Origin of the sequence: Aquirufa beregesia (genome assembly GCF_011090385.1) — a bacterium.
GTDB lineage: Bacteria > Bacteroidota > Bacteroidia > Cytophagales > Spirosomataceae > Aquirufa > Aquirufa beregesia.
Genome location: NZ_SEWW01000001.1, coordinates 390,481 through 408,470, shown reverse-complemented (window position 1 = coordinate 408,470; position 17,990 = coordinate 390,481). Strand labels below are relative to the sequence as shown.

Sequence of the window (17,990 nt, the reverse complement as noted above, 5' to 3'; positions counted from 1 at the left end):
AAATAGTTCAATCAAATTTCAATAAATCCTGAATTGAGGTTTTTCCACCGAAATTATTGTATCAATTTTATAATTAGTATCAATGAATTTTTTCTTATCTACTTGCTCACGTTAAAAAATACCTTCATGCGTTTCATTCTACTTGCTAGCGTTTATTTGAGTTCAATTTTTAGCACATTTGCTCAACAAATAGTCCCCGTTGCCCCGCTCCCTTCTCCGAAACAAATTCGATGGCAAGCATTGGAATATTATGGCTTCATACATTTTAATATGAATACGTTTACCAATGTAGAATGGGGTGAAGGAAAAGAATCTCCATCCAATTTTAATCCTAGTGCTTTGGATTGCCGACAATGGGCTAGAATTGCCAAGGCGGCTGGTATGAAAGGGTTAATAGTAACGGCCAAGCATCATGATGGATTTGCCTTGTATCCTTCTAAGTTTACTACTCATTCTGTGGCGAAATCTCCTTGGAAAAATGGTAAAGGAGATGTAGTTAAGGAATTAGCCCTAGCATGTAAAGAATATGGTTTGAAATTGGGGATTTATCTTTCTCCTTGGGATCGTTTTCATCCTGCCTATGGCACTGATGAATACAACAAAATTTATGCAGAAATGCAAAAAGAGTTATTGACTCAATATGGTCCTATTTTTGAATTTTGGTACGACGGTGCTAATGGTGAAGGCCCTAATGGAAAGAAGCAAGTATACGATTGGCCCTTATTTCATGCCATGGTCAATAAATATCAGCCTAATGCGGTTCAATTTTCAGATAATGGACCAGATATTCGTTGGGTAGGAAATGAGCGCGGCTACAACTACGAAACTTCTTGGAGTCCTATCAATCGTGATGAAATTTACCCAGGATACCCACAATTCGATCGATATCGGCATGGACAAGAAAACGGAACTCACTGGGTGGCACCTGAAGTTGATGTTTCTATTCGTCCGGGTTGGTATTATCATCCCAAGGAGGATAATCGAGTGAAAAGTCCAGATTCCTTAATGAAGATTTACGTGGCATCTGTAGGGAGAAATTCCAATTTACTCCTAAACATCCCCGTAGATACGCGAGGTTTGATACATCCCAATGATTCTGCTTCCATGATGGGTTTTGCGGAATTAAGAAAGAAAAGCTTAATCAATTTATTGCAGCCTAGCTCCACTAAGATTCAAGTAAGTTCAACGTTTAATGCTACATATTCAGTTAAATACTTATCTGATAAAGACCCATCAAGTGCTTGGGCTCCGCAAGTTAGTGATGCACAGCCAAGTATGGTCATTACATTAGATCACGCAGTACATTCGAACACATTGCAACTTCAAGAACCTATTGCTTTAGGTCAAAGAATCAAGGCATTTTCGGTAGAAATAGCATCTGAAAATGGAGAAAAATGGCTAATTAAAGCCAAAACCATTGGAAATAAACGAATGCTTACCTTCCCAGAAAGAAAGGTAAAGCAGATTCGCATCATTTTAGAAGAGTATCGAGCCCAACCATTGATTTCTAATTTGGCTCTTTATCGAATTATTTCAACACGTAACGAATCGCTTTTCCGCTAAATGTATAGCCATTGGCATATTGGGTGCTATAAACTTGATATTTTACATCCATCAAGGCACTAGCACCCATTTCAGTAGCTTTTTCGACTAATTGACTTAAGATTTCTTGTTTCTTAGTTTGATGATTACCGCGGTTAAGCATTTTTCCATTAACCGTTTGGTTGTTTTCCAAAGGTACTTCTCCAGAAATACTGATGCTTTCAATGACTTCGTAGGATTGCTTTGGACTTTCATTGAAATAAAATACATCAATGGCATACTTAACAGGTATTTCAAAACCCAATCCGTCATGGCGATCTACACCTCCATCCTTATAATTGGGAGAATAATAGCTTGAAGGCTTGACGTTTTTTGAACAAGCGGCCAACAAGAATAGGAAACTGAAACTAAGTACTTTAAATGCTTTCTGAGTCATAAATTAATACTCTGTCCCAATATTGGGCACAGTTTTTGATGAATTCTAAATGGATAGGGGCTGTTTGGTAATAATCATGTCCAGCTTCATCTGTAAAGGTGGTCAATAAGCAATAATCATAAGAACGATCAATCACTGGACGATCCGTTTTAGCGGGCTTTCCAACATTGAAATCTTTTACAGTTTCAACTTTCCCTAATGATAATACCCCAGCTTCAAATTGTTGAATTTCTTCTTCGCTTAGGCCTTTTTTTAACCAAAAATTTACTACGTGAACAAACATGTTTTAATTGGATAAGTTTTCTTGTTGAATAATACGGTTCAATTTTACTCCTAATTCTTCTGATGCTTCAGCTAATGGCATGCGAACTTGAGCCTGAATCATGCCTTTTAAGGCTAAAATTTTCTTAACACCTACTGGATTACCCTCTTCATATAAAAAAGGATCAATGGCTAAGAAACTTCCTAATGATTTTCTAGCTTCTGCAAAATCACCAGCTAAAGCTGCATGAATCATTTGTGAGAATTGATGAGGAAATGCATTAGCAATAACAGACATTACTCCAACACCTCCTATGGAAATAATGGGTACAGCTTGAACATCGTCTCCTGAGATTAAAAGAAAATCTGTCGGTTTATGAGCGGCAATTTCCATACATTGTTCAATGATGCAGGAAGCCTCCTTCACCCCAATGATATTGGGATGTTCGGCTAGGCTTAGAATAGTTTCTGGCGACAAATTAATTCCGGTTCTTCCTGGGATATTGTATAAAATAACAGGAACAGGACTGGCATCTGCTACCGCGCGGTAATGTTGGATAACACCGCGAGCACTTGGCTTATTATAATAAGGACAAACAGATAAAATGGCATCAATGCCATCAAAAGAAGTCTGCTTGATTTGAGCAATTAAATTTTCAGTATGGTTTCCACCTAAACCATAAACAATGGGTAAATTTTGAGTATTTGCCTCTTGTACAGTAGCAAGGATTTTTTTCTTTTCATCTGCGCTAGTAGTTACAGATTCTCCTGTAGTTCCTTGAACTACTAAATAATCGACACCGCCAGTTGTTACGTACTGAACAAGGTTTCCTAAGGCCTTCCAATCAATCGTTCGATCGGCTTGCATAGGTGTAATTAGGGCTGGTGCTACCCCGTGAAATTTAGGTAATGTATGCATGAGCTAGTGTAGGAGAGCTAAAAACTCGTCCTCTGTGATAATTTTTATAGATAATGAATTTGCCTTTTCTAATTTGGCAGGTCCCATATTTTCTCCGGCAACTAAGTAATCTAGTTTGGATGAAATACTGGATACAACCTTACCTCCATTGGCAATAATTTTGTCTTTTAATTCTTCTCTTTCGAAGTTTTTAAACACGCCCGAAATTACAAAACTTTTTCCGACCAAGGCTTCTCCCTCCAAAAGTATTTCTTGAATTTCTTCGGATAACTGTACGCCGGCCTGCTTTAAACGTTCAATTTGCTGAATATTATCTGGATCATCCAGATATTCTTTCAAACTTTGGGCAATTCTTTCTCCAATTTCTGGAACGGCAATTAATTCCTCTAATGTGGCTAATTTTAATTGTTCCATCGAATGAAATTGTATAACCAATTTTTCGGCAATAGTAGCTCCCACATGTCGAATCCCTAATCCAAATAACACCTGCCTAAAGGGAATAGATTTGGATTTTTCAATCGAATTTAAAATGTTGGAAATGGATTTACTTTGAAATCCTTCTAAGCCTTCAAAATGATTTGCATTTAATTCATACAAGTCAGCTAAGCAATGAATGATTCCTTTTTCCACTAATAAGTCGATAGTTTCTACTCCCAAATTTTCAATATTAAGCGCCTTTCTTTGAATGAAATGCTCAATTTTCCCTTTGATCTGAGGTGGGCAATGCTTATCGTTCAAGCAATAGTGATTCGCTTCTCCTTCTTGTCGGACCAAAAGGGTGCCACACGCGGGGCATTTATGGGGAAATTGGAATTTAGGAGAATTGCCTAATCGTTTAGCTACATTCACGGAAGTGATTTTGGGAATTATCTCACCCCCCTTCTCGATAAACACAGTATCATTTTCTCTCAAATCCAATCGCTCCATTTCGTTGGCATTATGAACAGAGGCGCGTTTGATAACCGTTCCCGCTAAATAAACGGGTTTGAGGTTTGCTACTGGCGTTACATTACCAGTACGCCCAACTTGATAGCTAATGCTTTCAAGTTCTGTTTCTGCAATTTCAGATGGATATTTATAGGCAATGGCCCACCTAGGTGATTTCGCTGTAAATCCTAATCTTTCTTGTTGGGCATAATCATTAATTTTAATAACAATCCCATCTGTATTTAATGGTAATTCATGTCGCTTATCTTGCCAATCATGGATATAAACGAACACTTCAGATATAGACTGACATTTTTTCCAGGTGGGTGAAACGGGAAATTTGGCAGTAGCCAGGGCGATTAAACTTTCTTCATGGGTTTGAAATGGATTCTCATTTCCTACCATAGCATAGATATAACAAGCCATATTTCTTCGGGCCACTTCAGCAGAATCTTGCATTTTAAAGGTGCCGGATGCCGCATTTCTAGGATTAGCTAGAGGGGCTTCTCCCCGACTAATCTTTTGTTCATTAATAGCTTCAAAAGACGATAATGGCATATACCCTTCCCCCCTTAGTTCAAATTCTCTGGGGAAAATGCCAGAATTGAGTCGTAAAGGTAAGTCCTTGATTGTCTTGATGTTATTGGTTATATCATCCCCTCTAGATCCATCTCCACGAGTTACACCTTTCATGAGTTTGCCATTTTCATACCAAAACGATAAGGCTACTCCGTCAAATTTGAGTTCACAGATGTACTCATAAGCTTCACCTTCTAAGGCTTTAGAGACTCTTTCATCAAAATCTCTTAAATCCTGTTCATTGTAGGTATTTCCCAGAGAAAGCATGGGGAAGCGATGAGTGACACTTTTAAATTGCTTAGTTATAGTGCCTCCCACACGTTGAGAAGGACTGTCTGCTAAGGCAAAAAGTGGATTTTCGGCTTCTAATTTTTGAAGTTCGGCTAATAATGCATCAAATTCCTGATCAGAAATGAGGCTTTCATGTTGCTGGTAATAGGCTTCGTTGTATCGATTAATTTGATGGATTAAATCCTCCATCCGCATTTTCACATCCATGTATCAATTTTTAACAACCTAAAGTTAAATGGAAAGCACTAAGAAATAAACCATAGCCAATAATTTTCATACCTTTGCAAGATGGAAAGTTTAATCATCGCCCCTTCTATTTTAGCTGCTAATTTTGCAGAACTTGGTTCCGAAATCGACATGTTGAATGCCTCTCAAGCTGAGTGGATTCATGTGGATGTTATGGATGGAATGTTTGTACCCAATATTTCTTTTGGTTTCCCCGTTTTAGAGGCAGTCAATAAAAGAGCTAACAAGGTGTTGGATGTACATTTGATGATTGAAAAGCCGGAAAGATATTTGGAAGCTTTTGCTAAGGCAGGTGCTCAAGTATTAACAGTACATTATGAAACTTGTCCTCATTTACATCGTACAATCCAACAAATCAAAGATTTAGGTTGTTTGGCTGGTGTAGCATTGAATCCATCCACTCCTGTACATGTTTTAGAAGATATCATTTCGGATCTTGATTTGGTATTAATTATGTCCGTGAATCCTGGTTTTGGCGGACAAAAATTTATTCCTAATGCCATTAAAAAGACAAAAGAATTGGCTGAGTTAGCTGCTTCAAAAGGATTGACGAAACTTAAAATAGAAATTGACGGTGGTGTTTCTACTTCCAATGCTGCTGATTTAATTAAAGCGGGTGCTAATGTATTAGTGGCTGGTAATTTTGTATTTTCTTCACCCAATCCCATGGAAACCATAGCCAATTTGGTAAAACTAGGTAACTAACATTCATGAATTTGAAAATCCGCTTAATTTTTGGAATTTTCTGTTGTCTGCTTGTTTTTAGCTTGCCTGCACAGCGTGTTCGCTGGGCCAGTAAAGTCATTTCGGTTTCTAGTGAGTATTCTGATCCTCTATTAGGTTTGGAGTTTCGAGCCCTGCATATTCTAGGAAAACCTAGTAAATACCCTACATTCAGTAATAGTCCCAGTGCCTGGCAATCCCTAACTCCAGATAATCCTGCGGGAGAGTACATCATCGTTTCATTTGATAGTTTGTCTCAAGTAAAACAAGTAGCCATTTTTGAGAACTTTGGTGCAGGATCCATTGTGCGGGTAGATGGATTAGATGAGAATAATAAATTAATATTATTAAAAGAGTTTAGTCCAGGTTATGCCCTAAAATCGGCTCAAATAACAAGTATTAATTTACCTACGGCCACGGTTCCCCTTCGGGCGATTAAGGTATCCATGAATTCAGACCGGGTAAAAGGATATTCTCAAATAGATGCCATTGGTATTTCAGATGCAGATATTCCTATAGAAGAGAGTTTGAAATTGAATAAGGATGCTAATGCCTATTCATTTAAGGAAAATCTAGGTAAGGAAATTAATTCGCCTTACAACGAAATATGCCCTGTGATTAGCCCTGATGGCAAAAAGCTCTATTTTACTCGTTGGAAACACCCCTCCAATATGGGGAAAAATAAGAATCAGGATATTTGGGTTTCTAATTGGCAAGTGGATACCAAAATCTGGTCTAAAGCGGAATTGTTTTCTGAACCTATCAACAATGATGAGAATAATGCAGTTTGTGGCATTTCACCCAATGGTAAAACCATGCTGTTGAACAACGTGTACCGAAATGATGGACAAATGGAAAAAGGTGTTTCTATGTCTTTTTTGTTACGAACAGGTGATTGGAGTTTTCCTAAAGCATTGAAAATTTTGAATTTTAAAAATAAATCAGAATTTTCAGAGTATTCCCTAGCTCCCAATGGTAAGATTTTGGTCATGACCACGGAAATGAAGGATTCCTATGGTGGCAAGGATATTTATGTGTCTTTTTGGAAAAACGATGATAGTTGGACTGAACCAAGAAACATAGGTCAAGTAGTCAATACGGGAGAATCGGAGTCTACTCCTTTTATTGCTCCTGATGGCGTGACCATGTATTTCTCATCCAGTGGTCATGTGGGTTATGGAAACAATGATATCTTTTTAACCCGAAGACTGGATGATACTTGGTTGAATTGGTCAGAACCAGAAAATCTGGGCCCCATCGTGAATACAGCTCAATGGGATGGATATTTTTCGGTAGCAGCTCAAGGTGATTATGCTTATTTCAGTTCGGTGGAGAACTCTTTGGGAGCAGAAGATATCTATCGGATTAAAATACCAGAGAAAGCTAAACCTTTGACTTTGATTCAAATGGCTGGTCAGATACTTAATCAGGATTCACAAGAAACAGTGGCAGCTAAGATTTTGGTTAAATCGGTGGCAGGAACGGATTCTCTCTGGGTGGATTATGACCCATATTTAGGAGATTATAGCTTTATGTGGCCAGCTAAAAAGGCTTTCACCATGCAAGTGGTCAAAGATGGCTACATCTGTCGGGTGGAGAAATTTGATTATACTTCCGAACGGAATTTTAAAAGCATACAAAGGAACCTTTTGATAATTCCTATTCAGTTAAATAAGCAATATCAAATTCCTAACATTAACTTTGACCAGAGTAAAGCGGAATTAATCCCAAGTTCTTATGAGGAACTAGACAAAATAATCAAAATTTTAAAAGATAATACTAGTTTTAAAGTACTGCTGGAGGGTCATACCGACAACCAAGGGGATTGGAATGAAAACATGAAACTCTCGCTGGAGCGGGTTGAAAATGTAAAAGCATATATCGTTTCTAAAGGGATTAGTGCCAATCGAGTACGTGTAAAAGGCTGGGGAGGAACGAAACCGATGGCCAGCAATATGAGTGAAGAAAGAAGAAAATTAAATCGAAGAGTGGAGTTTACCCTTCAAGGAGATTAATGAGCGATAAACACGCAGTATATTTCACGCAGTTAAATGGTATTCGCTTTTTGGCGGTGTTTTTGGTTTTAATGGACCATTGGTTGGTACCTACCATCCCCTTTCCCTTAGGGCATTTAGGAGTGGTCATTTTTTTTGTGTTAAGTGGATTTTTAATTACGCGTATTTTATTTCAAAGTGCCGATGATGTAGCTGATAGAGGGCATTCTCCCTGGAAAAAAATCAAGACTTTTATATTGCGTAGGTCTTTACGTATTTTCCCCATCTACTTTCTTATTTTATTGATTGGAGGTTTCTTACGCATAGAACCATTTTCCCAAGTATGGAAATGGTTGGTCTTTTATATGCCTGATTTTTACATCATGATACACCGACAATGGATTGGTGTTTGGGACCATCTTTGGTCTTTAGCGGTGGAAGAACAATACTATTTAATCTTCCCTTATTTTATCCTGTTTTTACCAAGGAAATTCTTTGGTAAATTATTTCCTTGGATGATTGCTCTAGGCTTTTGCTCACGTTTGTTTTTTTATCTGTTGGCGAGTCATAACTTTAAAGAATCAGCTTGGATGTGGTCCTATGTCAATCCTTTCAGTGCCATTGATAGTTTTGGTTTAGGTGGTTTATTAGCCTATTTCTACCATTATCATCGTGCTATATTCCTGCAAATAAGTGAAGTCAAGTTTATTCTTCCCATTACATTAGCTTCCTTTTTCCTAGTTCTTTGGTTATCCCATTTAGCCGAATATACATATGATAATGTCTGGTTCATTGTGATAGAGCGAAGTGTAGCAGCTATTTTTTCTTTCTTTTTAATAGCAGAAGCTGTGGCTGAAAGGCAACATGTTTTTGGTCGATTTTTGTCACATTCCTGGGTAGATTACCTAGGCAAAATATCCTATGGTTTATATTTGTACCATAACTTTATTTATAATTATTATCACCAAGAAGGAAACACTTTATGGTGGGCTATTTCTAAATATATGCCCCTATTTCAAACAAATTTCCTTAATTTTATATTGTCAAAATTTTTCGTCAACCTAATTTTATTACTATTTGTTGCTAGTGTCTCCTGGTTTGTAATTGAGAAACCAATAAATAGTTTCAAGGATAAATTAAAATAATATGAGTTTGGAATTAGTAGTAGTAATACCTGCTTACAATGAAGAGGAATGTATTCAGCAAGTGGTAGCACATTGGATCAATGGAATTTCTACTTATGTGAGTCCAGATAAATTCAAATTACTCATCATTAATGATGGTTCGAAAGATCGGACTGGAGCTATTTTAGATGAGATTTCAGGTATTTATCCCAATTTGATGGCCAAACATCAATTAAATGGTGGACATGGTAATGCGGTAGTCAATGGTTATCGTATGGCTGTAGAAATGAATCCCACGTATGTATTTCAAACAGATTCTGATGACCAGTTTGATGTTAAAGATTTTGGTAATTTCTGGGAAAAAAGAAATCAGTCGGATTTTATTTTGGGATATCGAAAAGTAAGACATGATGATCCTTTCCGATTGGTGATTACTCGTATTTTGAAATTCTCTTTATTATTCATCTATGGGACTTATATCGATGATGCCAATATTCCTTTTCGTCTTTTCAAAACAAGTTTCTTGAAGAAGTTGCTACATGCTTTACCAGTACATACACCTTTTGCTCCCAATATATTTTTAGCGGTTTTAGCTAAAAAATCGGGTCAAAATTTATTTAATATTCCGGTTATACACAAAGAAAGAGAAACAGGTGAAGTGTCTATTCGTCATTTTAAATTGCTTAAAGTTTGTTGGCAAAGTTTTAAAGAATTAGTAGCCTTTAGAGTTCATTTAAACAGTTTAGTCAAAGAAATTACCCAAGGGAAATGAAATATAAATATGTTATCCTAGGTGGAGGACCCACTGGTTTAGGTGCAGCTTATCGATTAAAAGAATTAGGAATTACTGATTTTATCGTTCTTGAAAAAGAAAACTTTGTAGGAGGTTTAGCTACCAGCTTTGTGGATGACCAAGGGTTTACTTGGGATGTGGGTGGACACGTTCAGTTTTCTCATTATCAGTATTTTGATGATTTGATGAAATTGGCCTTAGGTGAGGAAGGTTGGTATACGCATCAAAGAGAGTCTTGGGTGTGGATTAGAGATCGTTTTGTTCCTTATCCTTTTCAAAATAATTTAGGTTATTTACCAAAGGAAGAGCAATGGCAATGTTTACAAGGTTTAATTGAATTATACAAAAAAGGCCCCTCTCCAAAACTATCCAATTTCAGAGAATGGATTTTAAATACTTGTGGACAAGGAATTGCCGATGTATTTATGTTTCCATATAATTTCAAAGTGTGGGCCTACCCTCCTGAAATGATGAATGCTAGTTGGGTGGGTGAACGCGTAGCGGTTAGTGATTTAGGAAGAATAGTGGAGAATATTATTTTTGACAAAGATGATCTTTCTTGGGGACCGAATAATTTATTTCAATTCCCTAAATCAGGAGGTACTGGAGCTATTTGGAAAGCCGTAGGTCAATTGATTGGAGAGGAATATTTCCGATTAAATTCTACCGTAAAATCGGTAAACTTAAAGGCTCATCACATTACCTTGGAAGATGGTACTCAGATTGAATATGATCAAGTAATGAATACGATTCCTTTGGATATATTCACTCAAAAATGTGTGGATTTACCTGACGAGGTGACCGAAATTGCTCAAGGTTTAAAACACAGTAGTACCCATGTTATTGGTATTGGATTGAAAGGTAAACCGGTAGAACAATTAGCCAAAAAATGTTGGATGTATTTCCCAGAGGATAATAGTCCGTATTACCGTGTTACCGTATTTTCTAATTACAGCCCAGATAACGTACCTGATCCTGCGAATCAATGGTCATTAATGGCTGAGGTCAGTGAATCTGATATGAAGCCTGTAAATAGAGCCACTTTGGTGGAAGATACGATCAAAGCTATGCTAGAAGATGGTTTGATTGAATCTGAAGATCAAGTGGTTTCTAAATTCTATTTTTCTACGGCTTACGGATATCCTACTCCTTCCATTGAACGCGATGGTATTCTAAAGCAGGTGTTACCCGTTTTGGAAAAACAAGAGGTGTATAGTCGCGGAAGATTTGGAGCTTGGAAATACGAAGTGTCCAATCAGGATCACTCGATGATGCAAGGAGTAGAATGGGCCAATCGCATGGTACATCAAGTACCTGAATTGACCCTTCCCTTCCCGAACACGGCTAATGCGATGTGGGGTAAATAATTACCCTACAATAAAACGATTAAGCTTTTGAAAATCGCAGTTAAGCGAATGGCATCCATGATGCGAGCTTCCGTAGCACCATGATTAATAACAGATTGTTCATGCGATTTAACACACATTTCGCAGCCATTGATGGCGGAAACAGTTAGACTCGCCAATTCAAAGAATTCTTTTCCTAATACAGGATTCATCATGATGGACATTCTGATTCCTGCTGGAGCTGTATTGTAAAATTCTTTGCCTACAAAATGCTTAAAACGATAAAACACATTGTTAGCATTCAGTAAAGAAGTTAATGCATGAATCTCGTTGATTTCAGCTTCAGTAGCTCCTTTTGATTTGGCTAATTCAGTCAATGAGTCAATGGTGATGTCGTGCTTTTGATTTACAGAAACAGCTAAAGCTAATAATACAGCTTCTTTTTCTGTCAAAGTAGCATACTTTAATGCATTGGAAACGTTGATCTTTAAATCTTTGATATAACGATTATCCGTGGCATCTAATTGGTCCAGTAATGGAAATTGACTAGTGGCAGGTAAATTAATTTCGGCTAATAGATTATCTCTAGTTTCACTCATGATCTTGTTGTTAAAAAGCCCCAAATGAATGGGGCTTTAGTTGATATTATAAGGTTGCTTCTCCAGCTTTCCAGTTACATGGGCAAAGCTCATCTGTTTGTAAAGCATCTAATACACGTAATACTTCATCTACGTTACGTCCTACGGATAAATCATTAGCAGAAACCCAACGGATAATACCATCTTGATCTGCGATATAAGTAACACGGTAAGCTACTTTTTCATCTTCCGTCAAAATACCTAACTCTTCAGCTAAACTTTTAGAAGTATCAGCTAACATGGGGAATTTTAATCCACGTAAATCATCATGATCTCTTCTCCATGCTGCGTGAACGAACTCAGAATCTGTAGATGCACCTATTAAAACAGCGTCACGGTCAGAAAAATCACCTGCACGGCGGTTGAATTCTGCGATCTCAGTTGGGCAAACAAAAGTAAAATCTTTTGGCCACCAAAACATCACCAACCATTTTCCCTCTTTTTTATGATCTTCTGCAGTAATCGTTGCGAACTCCTTATCTTTTTCTAATGACACTACTGCTTTTTTTTCAAATGCAGGAAACTTACTTCCCAATCCTAACATGTGTGTAGACATAATATTATTTGTTTCGTTTAAATGTTACACAAATTTCGATAAGTTAAGTATATCAAGCAAATCTATATTTACTATATTTGTATAGTTTTAAACTATACATCATGACAATCACTCAGTTAGAATATATTGTGGCTTTAGATGATTTAAAAAGTTTTTCAAAAGCGGCAGATTTTTGTTGTGTTACCCAACCTAGTCTCAGTATGCAGATTCAAAAGTTAGAATCTGAATTAAATATTGTCATTTTTAATCGGAAAGATAAGCCATTGAAGGCCACTCCACAGGGGCAAGAAATTATCCGTCAGGCTAGAGTTATTTTAAAAGAAACAGCTACATTAAAAGATTTATCTAAAGGTTGGAGTAATCAGGTTTCTGGAAATGTGAGTATTGGCGTAATTCCGACCATTGCCCCCTATTTAATGCCTCGATTTTTATCGGGCTTTCAACAAAAATTCCCAGAACTGCATATTAATATATCCGAAACGACTACGTCTAATATTGTAAAAGAAATCAAAGAAGGTAAATTGGATATTGGTATTTTAGTAACCCCTTTGGGAGATCAATTGATTGAGAAGCATCTATATTACGAAGAACTATACCTCTATTCTAATCTTCGCCTATCAACAGGAAAGATTTGTCAATTGGTGGAACCGGAGAATTTATGGTTATTGGAAGAAGGACATTGTTTGAGCAGTCAAATTAATTCCATTTGTAACTTGAAATCAAGACAAACCTTAAGCTCGCACATTACTTATCAAACGGGAAGCTTAGAAACCATCGTTCGTATTGCTGAAGATGCAGGGGGGCAGACGATTATCCCCGAAATGTTATACGACTTTTTAGATTCCATTAAACAAGATCACGTTTTTCCTTTACCATTTCCTAAACCCGTACGTGAGGTTTCTTTGGTATATTCTCCTAGTTACGCTAGAAAAGGCATTATTCAAGCTTTGCATGAAGAAATCTTATCGGTAGTTCCAGAATCTTGGAGAGAATTAAATGAACGAAATATTATTCCGATCTAAGCACCTCTGGATTTATTTTATGAAGTCTAGCCATGTAAATCAAACTAAGTATAAATACTAAGGCCAGAACCAAAATACCTAAACGCATATTGCCAGTCAATTGAATCAATAAACCAAAAATAAAGGTTCCAACTACGGTAGATGCCCGATCACATACATCAAAAAAACTGAAGTATGATGCTGTATCGTGTTCATTTTCAGGACATAACTTAGCATAAGTAGCTCTGGAGTTTGATTGAATTCCACCCATAACAAAGCCTATGGCGGTAGCTAATAAATAGAAATGAAACGTTTCGTGCACAAAATAGGCCGAACAACAAACCAAAATCCAAAAAAGGATAATGATTCGTATGGCATTCACATTCCCTATTTTTTTGGACAAATGAGCACAAACATAGGCTCCTGGAATTGCAACTAACTGAATAAGTAAAATGGTAATGATGAGTGATTCTGAGGGTAAATGTAACTCCTGGCTTCCAAATAGTGCCCCTAAAAGCATCACTGTTTGTGAACCCATATTGTACAGAAAGAACCCCAGTAAAAAGTTCTTGATGGAAGGAATATGGGTAATTTCATGAAACACCTTTTTTAGTTCTTTGAATCCACCCAGCCACCATCTTGGGTGATCTTTTTCCTTTTGTATGGATTTAGGAAGATAATAAAAGGGTATTTGAGCGAAAATAAACCACCAAACTCCCACCGTTAAAAAGGATATCCTAGATGCCATTTCCACGGAAATTCCACCATATAAATCGGGCATAAGGATCATGCTTAAATTTTGTAATAAGAGAATTACGCTTCCTATATAGCCCAATGAAAAGCCTTTGGCACTTAATTGATCATAGCGATCTGGACTAGCAATTTCAGGTAAAAAGGAATTATAGAAAACTAAGCTTCCCCCCCAGCCTATGATGGAAAAAAGAAACCCTAAAGAACCAATGATGTATTGCCCTTTGGTGAATAAATACAAAAGCATACAGCTAAATGCGCCCAAATAACAAAAGAAGCGCATGAAACTTTTTTTATTCCCTGTATAATCTGCTATTCCAGATAGAAAGGGCATGAAAATGGCAAGTACTAAGTAGGCAAATGAAATAATGTAGGAATAAACCACCGTGTTTTGCATAGAAAATCCTGCAATTTCAATCAATTCGGGGTGCTTACTGCCCATCATAATGGCAGCCACTGGAAAATAAATAGGAAATATAGCTGAAACAATGGTTAACGAATGCACCGAATTAGCCCAATCATAAAAGGCCCAGGCATTCATCGTTTTTTTATTGTTCAGCGATTGCTCCATAGTTAAAATAGGCCTAGTTGTTCTCCAGTTCCTAGGTCTTTGTGATCAGGTGGTAAATTCTTTATTTCAAAAGGAATATCATCTACTTCTTCTTTTGACATATTATCCGATTCTGCATCTTCTTTAATCTCATCCGATTCCGACTCACTTGTTTCAAAATCTCCCTCTAAGTTTTTAATGATGAATTCAGGTTCATCATCTCCATCTACTACAGGACTTTCCTCCTCAGGCTGAATGGGTGCTTTTTCATCCGTGTCGATGAATTGCAAATCTGTTAGTTTGGGATAATTCAGTTTATTTCCAATCGCTTTCCATCCTCGAACATCCACTAATTCAGCAATGGGAACTAATTCAATTTGATTCGTCTTTCCATCTGCTTTATGCTTAATCTGCACATTGGGTGCATAATTATCACTAGCGGCAATCAATCTGGAAGCTTTATGATCTGAAATAAACAAGAATTTCTTGTCGATGGTTGTTGTTTCTAATTTAAACCGTTTAATAAAATGATTTTTACTAGCCCCATCTAAATAAGCAGCAGAAATGACACTATTCGCCTCATATTTTTTCAAATACAAAATTTCATCAGCAGTATATCGATTGGTTAATTCGAAATTGGTTAATTCATAATTGCCTGATTTGTACAGCACTAAGATACTGTCCTTAGGCTCAAAGTTTCCGATAAATTGACCATGTTCATCTCGGTTCAATCTACCTACTGTGGCATCATACCAGATATCTACCCCACCTAGTGTGGAAACACCGGCCGATTTTTGAACAATTTTCCTTACAGGATACTTTGTCAAAACATTACCTAAAGACTCCCTTCCTTTAATGGCCAGTTTGGCAAAATCGTAATCAAATTGCTTAATTTTAGCCGTGCAGTTGGCCGTTAAATTGATTTGAATAATTTCAGCTTCACCATTTTCATTGGCCGAGAAATAGGTGATTTTGGACTTAGCATTGTCACTCACTAATTTATATTCTCGGTCACGCGTTACAGAAGTGACTTTAAATCGTTTGACATAGGAAATGCCATTTTTGCCATCAAAATAAACCAAATTATACACCTTTCGGTCATCATTTTTCTTGAATACCGAACAATACAATATATCTTTTCCAACAAATACCTTCTCTTGTACTTTGGTCACGACACAGGTACCATTTTGACGAAATACGATGATATCATCGATATCAGAACAATCCATCACGTACTCATCTTTTTTCAATCCATAGCCAATAAAACCATCAGTGCGATTCACATATAGTTTTTGATTCGCTGCCGCTACTACCGTGGCTGTTATGGTATTAAAGTTTTGGATTTCTGTTTTACGTTCTCTTCCCTTTCCATATTTATTTAGTAAATTTTTGAAGTAGTTGATGGCATAGGTAATCAAATTAGCCAAATGGTGTTCCACTTCAGTCAATTCTTCTTCTAAACGTTTCATGGCTTCATCTGCCTTGAATGCATCGAATTTAGAGATTCGTTTGATACGAATTTCCAATAAACGTAAGATATCCTCTTCGACAATTTCTCGGTAAAAATCCTTTTTATAAGGCTCTAGACCTTTATCTACCATATCTATTACCGATTCAAAGGTTTCACATTCTTCAATATCACGGTAAATACGATTTTCAATGAATATTTTCTCCAAAGAACTAAATAGGATGCGCTCCATAAGTTCCGCTTTCCTAATTTCTAATTCTTGTTTGAGTAAATCGACTGTTTGGTTGGTGCTAACTTTAAGAATTTCAGAAATACCTACGAAATGGGGTTTTTCTTCAATAATCACACAAGCATTGGGGGATATAGAAATCTCACAATCTGTAAAGGCATATAAGGCATCTATGGTTACATCGGGCGAAATACCTGGCGCTAATTGTATTTGAATTTCGACATCTTTCGCCGTATTGTCGATTACTTTTTTGATCTTAATCTTTCCCGTATCATTGGCCTTTATGATGGAATCAATCAACGAAGTTGTAGTAGTTGAATAAGGTATATCCTTGATTACCAAGGTTTTCTTGTCCGATTCTTCGATCTTTGCTCGAATGCGTATTTTTCCTCCACGTAAGCCATCATTGTAATTAGACGCATCCAATAAACCTCCAGTGAGAAAGTCGGGCAATAATTCCACTTTCTTATTATTCAATAAATCGATGGAAGCCTGTAGAATTTCACAGAAATTATGCGGCATGATTTTGGTAGCCAAACCTACAGCTATACCTTCTACGCCTTGGGCTAATAATAACGGAAATTTTATGGGTAATGTAATGGGTTCTTTTTTACGCCCATCATAGGATAATTGCCATTTCGTGGTTTGGTTATTAAAAACAACATCATTGGCAAATTTAGATAACCTTACCTCAATATAACGAGCAGCGGCGGCGCTGTCTCCCGTTCGCATATCACCCCAGTTACCTTGGCAATCAAATAGCAATTCTTTTTGCCCTAGATTCACCATAGCATCAGTAATGGAGGCATCGCCGTGTGGGTGATATTGCATGGTTTGACCCACTACATTGGCCACTTTATTGAAGCGACCATCATCCATTTCCCTCAAAGCGTGAAGAATCCTTCTTTGTACAGGTTTTAGTCCATCTGCTACGGCTGGAACAGCGCGCTCAAGAATAACGTAAGAGGCATATTCTAAAAACCAATTCTCGTACATTCCTGCCACGGCAATTTGATTTTGCAAGCTGCCATCCAATGATTCATCCATATAATCAAACTATAATTTTAATTCCCCTATTTTAAGGTGGAATAATTGATATAAAAACAAGGCTGTGGCTCCCCAAATAACTTCTCCTTCAAATTCAAATTGTGGGGCCCAGTAGGTCTCATTTTGAATCTTTAATTGATGCGCTTTTAATTGCGAGTTATCTTGGAAATGTGACACAGGTATTTCAAAAATACGATTAATTTCTCGTTTATCTAAAACGTAATTTTGCTTTTCTTCTAAGACGGCAAAATATGGCTGAACCCAATAATTGGAGACCATAACCCAGACGGGTTCTAGTGCCTTTAGGGCATCATACGGTAGATCTATTCCAATTTCTTCTTTTACTTCCCTTATAGCCGTTATCTTCAAATCGATGTCTGATATTTCTTGTTTTCCACCTGGAAAAGCCATTTGACCTGAATGCGCCCCCTCATATTCATTTCGTTTGATCAATAAAATGGTATCTTGTTCGACATTTTTATGTATGATGGCTACCACCGCAGCATGTCGAGCATTTTCTTTCACCGAATCCATTTTCATGAAAGTTTGGTGTAGGTTAAAAATTGGCTC

Annotated in this window: 16 protein-coding genes; 7 read left to right on the top strand and 9 right to left on the bottom strand. The window is 37.1% G+C overall.

Going from position 1 to position 17,990, the window contains the following annotated elements; genetic code table 11:
- Positions 1–126 precede the first annotated feature (126 nt).
- Positions 127–1,563 carry an alpha-L-fucosidase gene (locus EWU23_RS01770; protein ID WP_166228201.1) on the top strand — a complete coding sequence of 479 codons (1,437 nt, stop codon included), beginning with the start codon at positions 127–129 and terminating at the stop codon, positions 1,561–1,563.
- Here the strand turns inward: EWU23_RS01770 and EWU23_RS01765 are convergent.
- The 4 genes from EWU23_RS01765 to ligA are packed head-to-tail and all read right to left on the bottom strand — an operon-like array spanning position 1,529 to position 5,162.
- Positions 1,529–1,978, bottom strand: a complete 450-nt coding sequence (locus EWU23_RS01765) for a hypothetical protein (RefSeq protein ID WP_166228199.1) — start codon at positions 1,976–1,978, stop codon at positions 1,529–1,531. The two genes, EWU23_RS01770 and EWU23_RS01765, sit on opposite strands and share 35 nt — an antisense overlap.
- Positions 1,959–2,261 carry a Dabb family protein gene (locus tag EWU23_RS01760; RefSeq protein WP_166228197.1) on the bottom strand — a complete coding sequence of 101 codons (303 nt, stop codon included), beginning with the start codon at positions 2,259–2,261 and terminating at the stop codon, positions 1,959–1,961. The genes EWU23_RS01765 and EWU23_RS01760 overlap by 20 nt, the downstream gene beginning before the upstream one ends.
- A 3-nt stretch (positions 2,262–2,264) precedes the next feature.
- Positions 2,265–3,158, bottom strand: coding sequence for a 4-hydroxy-tetrahydrodipicolinate synthase (gene dapA, locus EWU23_RS01755; RefSeq protein WP_166228195.1), 894 nt, complete (start codon positions 3,156–3,158; stop codon positions 2,265–2,267).
- Positions 3,159–3,161: 3 nt separating this feature from the next.
- Positions 3,162–5,162 carry an NAD-dependent DNA ligase LigA gene (ligA, locus tag EWU23_RS01750; RefSeq protein ID WP_166228193.1) on the bottom strand — a complete coding sequence of 667 codons (2,001 nt, stop codon included), beginning with the start codon at positions 5,160–5,162 and terminating at the stop codon, positions 3,162–3,164.
- 81 nt (positions 5,163–5,243) lie between these two features.
- On the opposite strand from ligA, the gene rpe reads away from it, so the two are divergent.
- The 5 genes from rpe to EWU23_RS01725 are packed head-to-tail and all read left to right on the top strand — an operon-like array spanning position 5,244 to position 11,202.
- The gene (gene rpe / locus EWU23_RS01745) at positions 5,244–5,906 is read left to right on the top strand and encodes a ribulose-phosphate 3-epimerase (RefSeq protein ID WP_166228192.1); all 663 of its coding nucleotides are present in this window, start codon (positions 5,244–5,246) and stop codon (positions 5,904–5,906) included.
- Between the two features lie 5 nt (positions 5,907–5,911).
- Complete coding sequence (locus tag EWU23_RS01740; RefSeq protein ID WP_166228190.1) at positions 5,912–7,939, top strand: OmpA family protein; 2,028 nt, start codon at positions 5,912–5,914, stop codon at positions 7,937–7,939.
- Positions 7,939–9,063: an acyltransferase family protein gene (locus EWU23_RS01735; RefSeq protein WP_166228188.1), complete on the top strand. Its 1,125-nt coding sequence runs from the start codon at positions 7,939–7,941 to the stop codon at positions 9,061–9,063. The genes EWU23_RS01740 and EWU23_RS01735 overlap by 1 nt, the downstream gene beginning before the upstream one ends.
- 1 nt (position 9,064) lies before the next feature.
- Positions 9,065–9,814, top strand: coding sequence for a glycosyltransferase family 2 protein (locus tag EWU23_RS01730; RefSeq protein ID WP_166228185.1), 750 nt, complete (start codon positions 9,065–9,067; stop codon positions 9,812–9,814).
- Positions 9,811–11,202 (top strand): protoporphyrinogen/coproporphyrinogen oxidase, encoded by a 1,392-nt coding sequence (locus EWU23_RS01725; RefSeq protein ID WP_166228183.1) that lies wholly within the window; start codon positions 9,811–9,813, stop codon positions 11,200–11,202. Before EWU23_RS01730 ends, EWU23_RS01725 begins: the two co-directional genes overlap by 4 nt.
- 5 nt (positions 11,203–11,207) lie before the next feature.
- Here the strand turns inward: EWU23_RS01725 and EWU23_RS01720 are convergent, their stop codons facing one another.
- A complete protein-coding gene (locus EWU23_RS01720; RefSeq protein ID WP_166228181.1) occupies positions 11,208–11,780 on the bottom strand; it encodes a carboxymuconolactone decarboxylase family protein in 573 nt (190 codons plus the stop codon).
- Positions 11,781–11,826: 46 nt separating this feature from the next.
- Positions 11,827–12,375, bottom strand: coding sequence for a peroxiredoxin (locus EWU23_RS01715; RefSeq protein ID WP_166228179.1), 549 nt, complete (start codon positions 12,373–12,375; stop codon positions 11,827–11,829).
- A gap of 101 nt (positions 12,376–12,476) precedes the next feature.
- On the opposite strand from EWU23_RS01715, the gene EWU23_RS01710 reads away from it, so the two are divergent.
- Complete coding sequence (locus EWU23_RS01710) at positions 12,477–13,397, top strand: hydrogen peroxide-inducible genes activator (RefSeq protein ID WP_166228177.1); 921 nt, start codon at positions 12,477–12,479, stop codon at positions 13,395–13,397.
- Here EWU23_RS01710 and EWU23_RS01705 read toward each other — a convergent pair.
- The 3 genes from EWU23_RS01705 to EWU23_RS01695 are packed head-to-tail and all read right to left on the bottom strand — an operon-like array spanning position 13,384 to position 17,960.
- Positions 13,384–14,697, bottom strand: coding sequence for an MFS transporter (locus EWU23_RS01705; protein ID WP_205753049.1), 1,314 nt, complete (start codon positions 14,695–14,697; stop codon positions 13,384–13,386). The two genes, EWU23_RS01710 and EWU23_RS01705, sit on opposite strands and share 14 nt — an antisense overlap.
- A 2-nt stretch (positions 14,698–14,699) precedes the next feature.
- Positions 14,700–17,420: a DNA gyrase/topoisomerase IV subunit A gene (locus EWU23_RS01700; RefSeq protein WP_166228175.1), complete on the bottom strand. Its 2,721-nt coding sequence runs from the start codon at positions 17,418–17,420 to the stop codon at positions 14,700–14,702.
- Positions 17,421–17,429: 9 nt separating this feature from the next.
- Positions 17,430–17,960: an NUDIX hydrolase gene (locus EWU23_RS01695; protein WP_166228173.1), complete on the bottom strand. Its 531-nt coding sequence runs from the start codon at positions 17,958–17,960 to the stop codon at positions 17,430–17,432.
- Positions 17,961–17,990: the final 30 nt, after the last annotated feature.

Coding starts and splice junctions, on each gene's coding strand:
- EWU23_RS01770 (WP_166228201.1), top strand. CDS start 127: ATGCGTTTCATTCTACTTGCTAGCGTTTATTTGAGTTCAATTTTTAGC.
- EWU23_RS01765 (WP_166228199.1), bottom strand. CDS start 1,978: ATGACTCAGAAAGCATTTAAAGTACTTAGTTTCAGTTTCCTATTCTTG.
- EWU23_RS01760 (WP_166228197.1), bottom strand. CDS start 2,261: ATGTTTGTTCACGTAGTAAATTTTTGGTTAAAAAAAGGCCTAAGCGAA.
- dapA (WP_166228195.1), bottom strand. CDS start 3,158: ATGCATACATTACCTAAATTTCACGGGGTAGCACCAGCCCTAATTACA.
- ligA (WP_166228193.1), bottom strand. CDS start 5,162: ATGGATGTGAAAATGCGGATGGAGGATTTAATCCATCAAATTAATCGA.
- rpe (WP_166228192.1), top strand. CDS start 5,244: ATGGAAAGTTTAATCATCGCCCCTTCTATTTTAGCTGCTAATTTTGCA.
- EWU23_RS01740 (WP_166228190.1), top strand. CDS start 5,912: ATGAATTTGAAAATCCGCTTAATTTTTGGAATTTTCTGTTGTCTGCTT.
- EWU23_RS01735 (WP_166228188.1), top strand. CDS start 7,939: ATGAGCGATAAACACGCAGTATATTTCACGCAGTTAAATGGTATTCGC.
- EWU23_RS01730 (WP_166228185.1), top strand. CDS start 9,065: ATGAGTTTGGAATTAGTAGTAGTAATACCTGCTTACAATGAAGAGGAA.
- EWU23_RS01725 (WP_166228183.1), top strand. CDS start 9,811: ATGAAATATAAATATGTTATCCTAGGTGGAGGACCCACTGGTTTAGGT.
- EWU23_RS01720 (WP_166228181.1), bottom strand. CDS start 11,780: ATGAGTGAAACTAGAGATAATCTATTAGCCGAAATTAATTTACCTGCC.
- EWU23_RS01715 (WP_166228179.1), bottom strand. CDS start 12,375: ATGTCTACACACATGTTAGGATTGGGAAGTAAGTTTCCTGCATTTGAA.
- EWU23_RS01710 (WP_166228177.1), top strand. CDS start 12,477: ATGACAATCACTCAGTTAGAATATATTGTGGCTTTAGATGATTTAAAA.
- EWU23_RS01705 (WP_205753049.1), bottom strand. CDS start 14,697: ATGGAGCAATCGCTGAACAATAAAAAAACGATGAATGCCTGGGCCTTT.
- EWU23_RS01700 (WP_166228175.1), bottom strand. CDS start 17,420: ATGGATGAATCATTGGATGGCAGCTTGCAAAATCAAATTGCCGTGGCA.
- EWU23_RS01695 (WP_166228173.1), bottom strand. CDS start 17,960: ATGAAAATGGATTCGGTGAAAGAAAATGCTCGACATGCTGCGGTGGTA.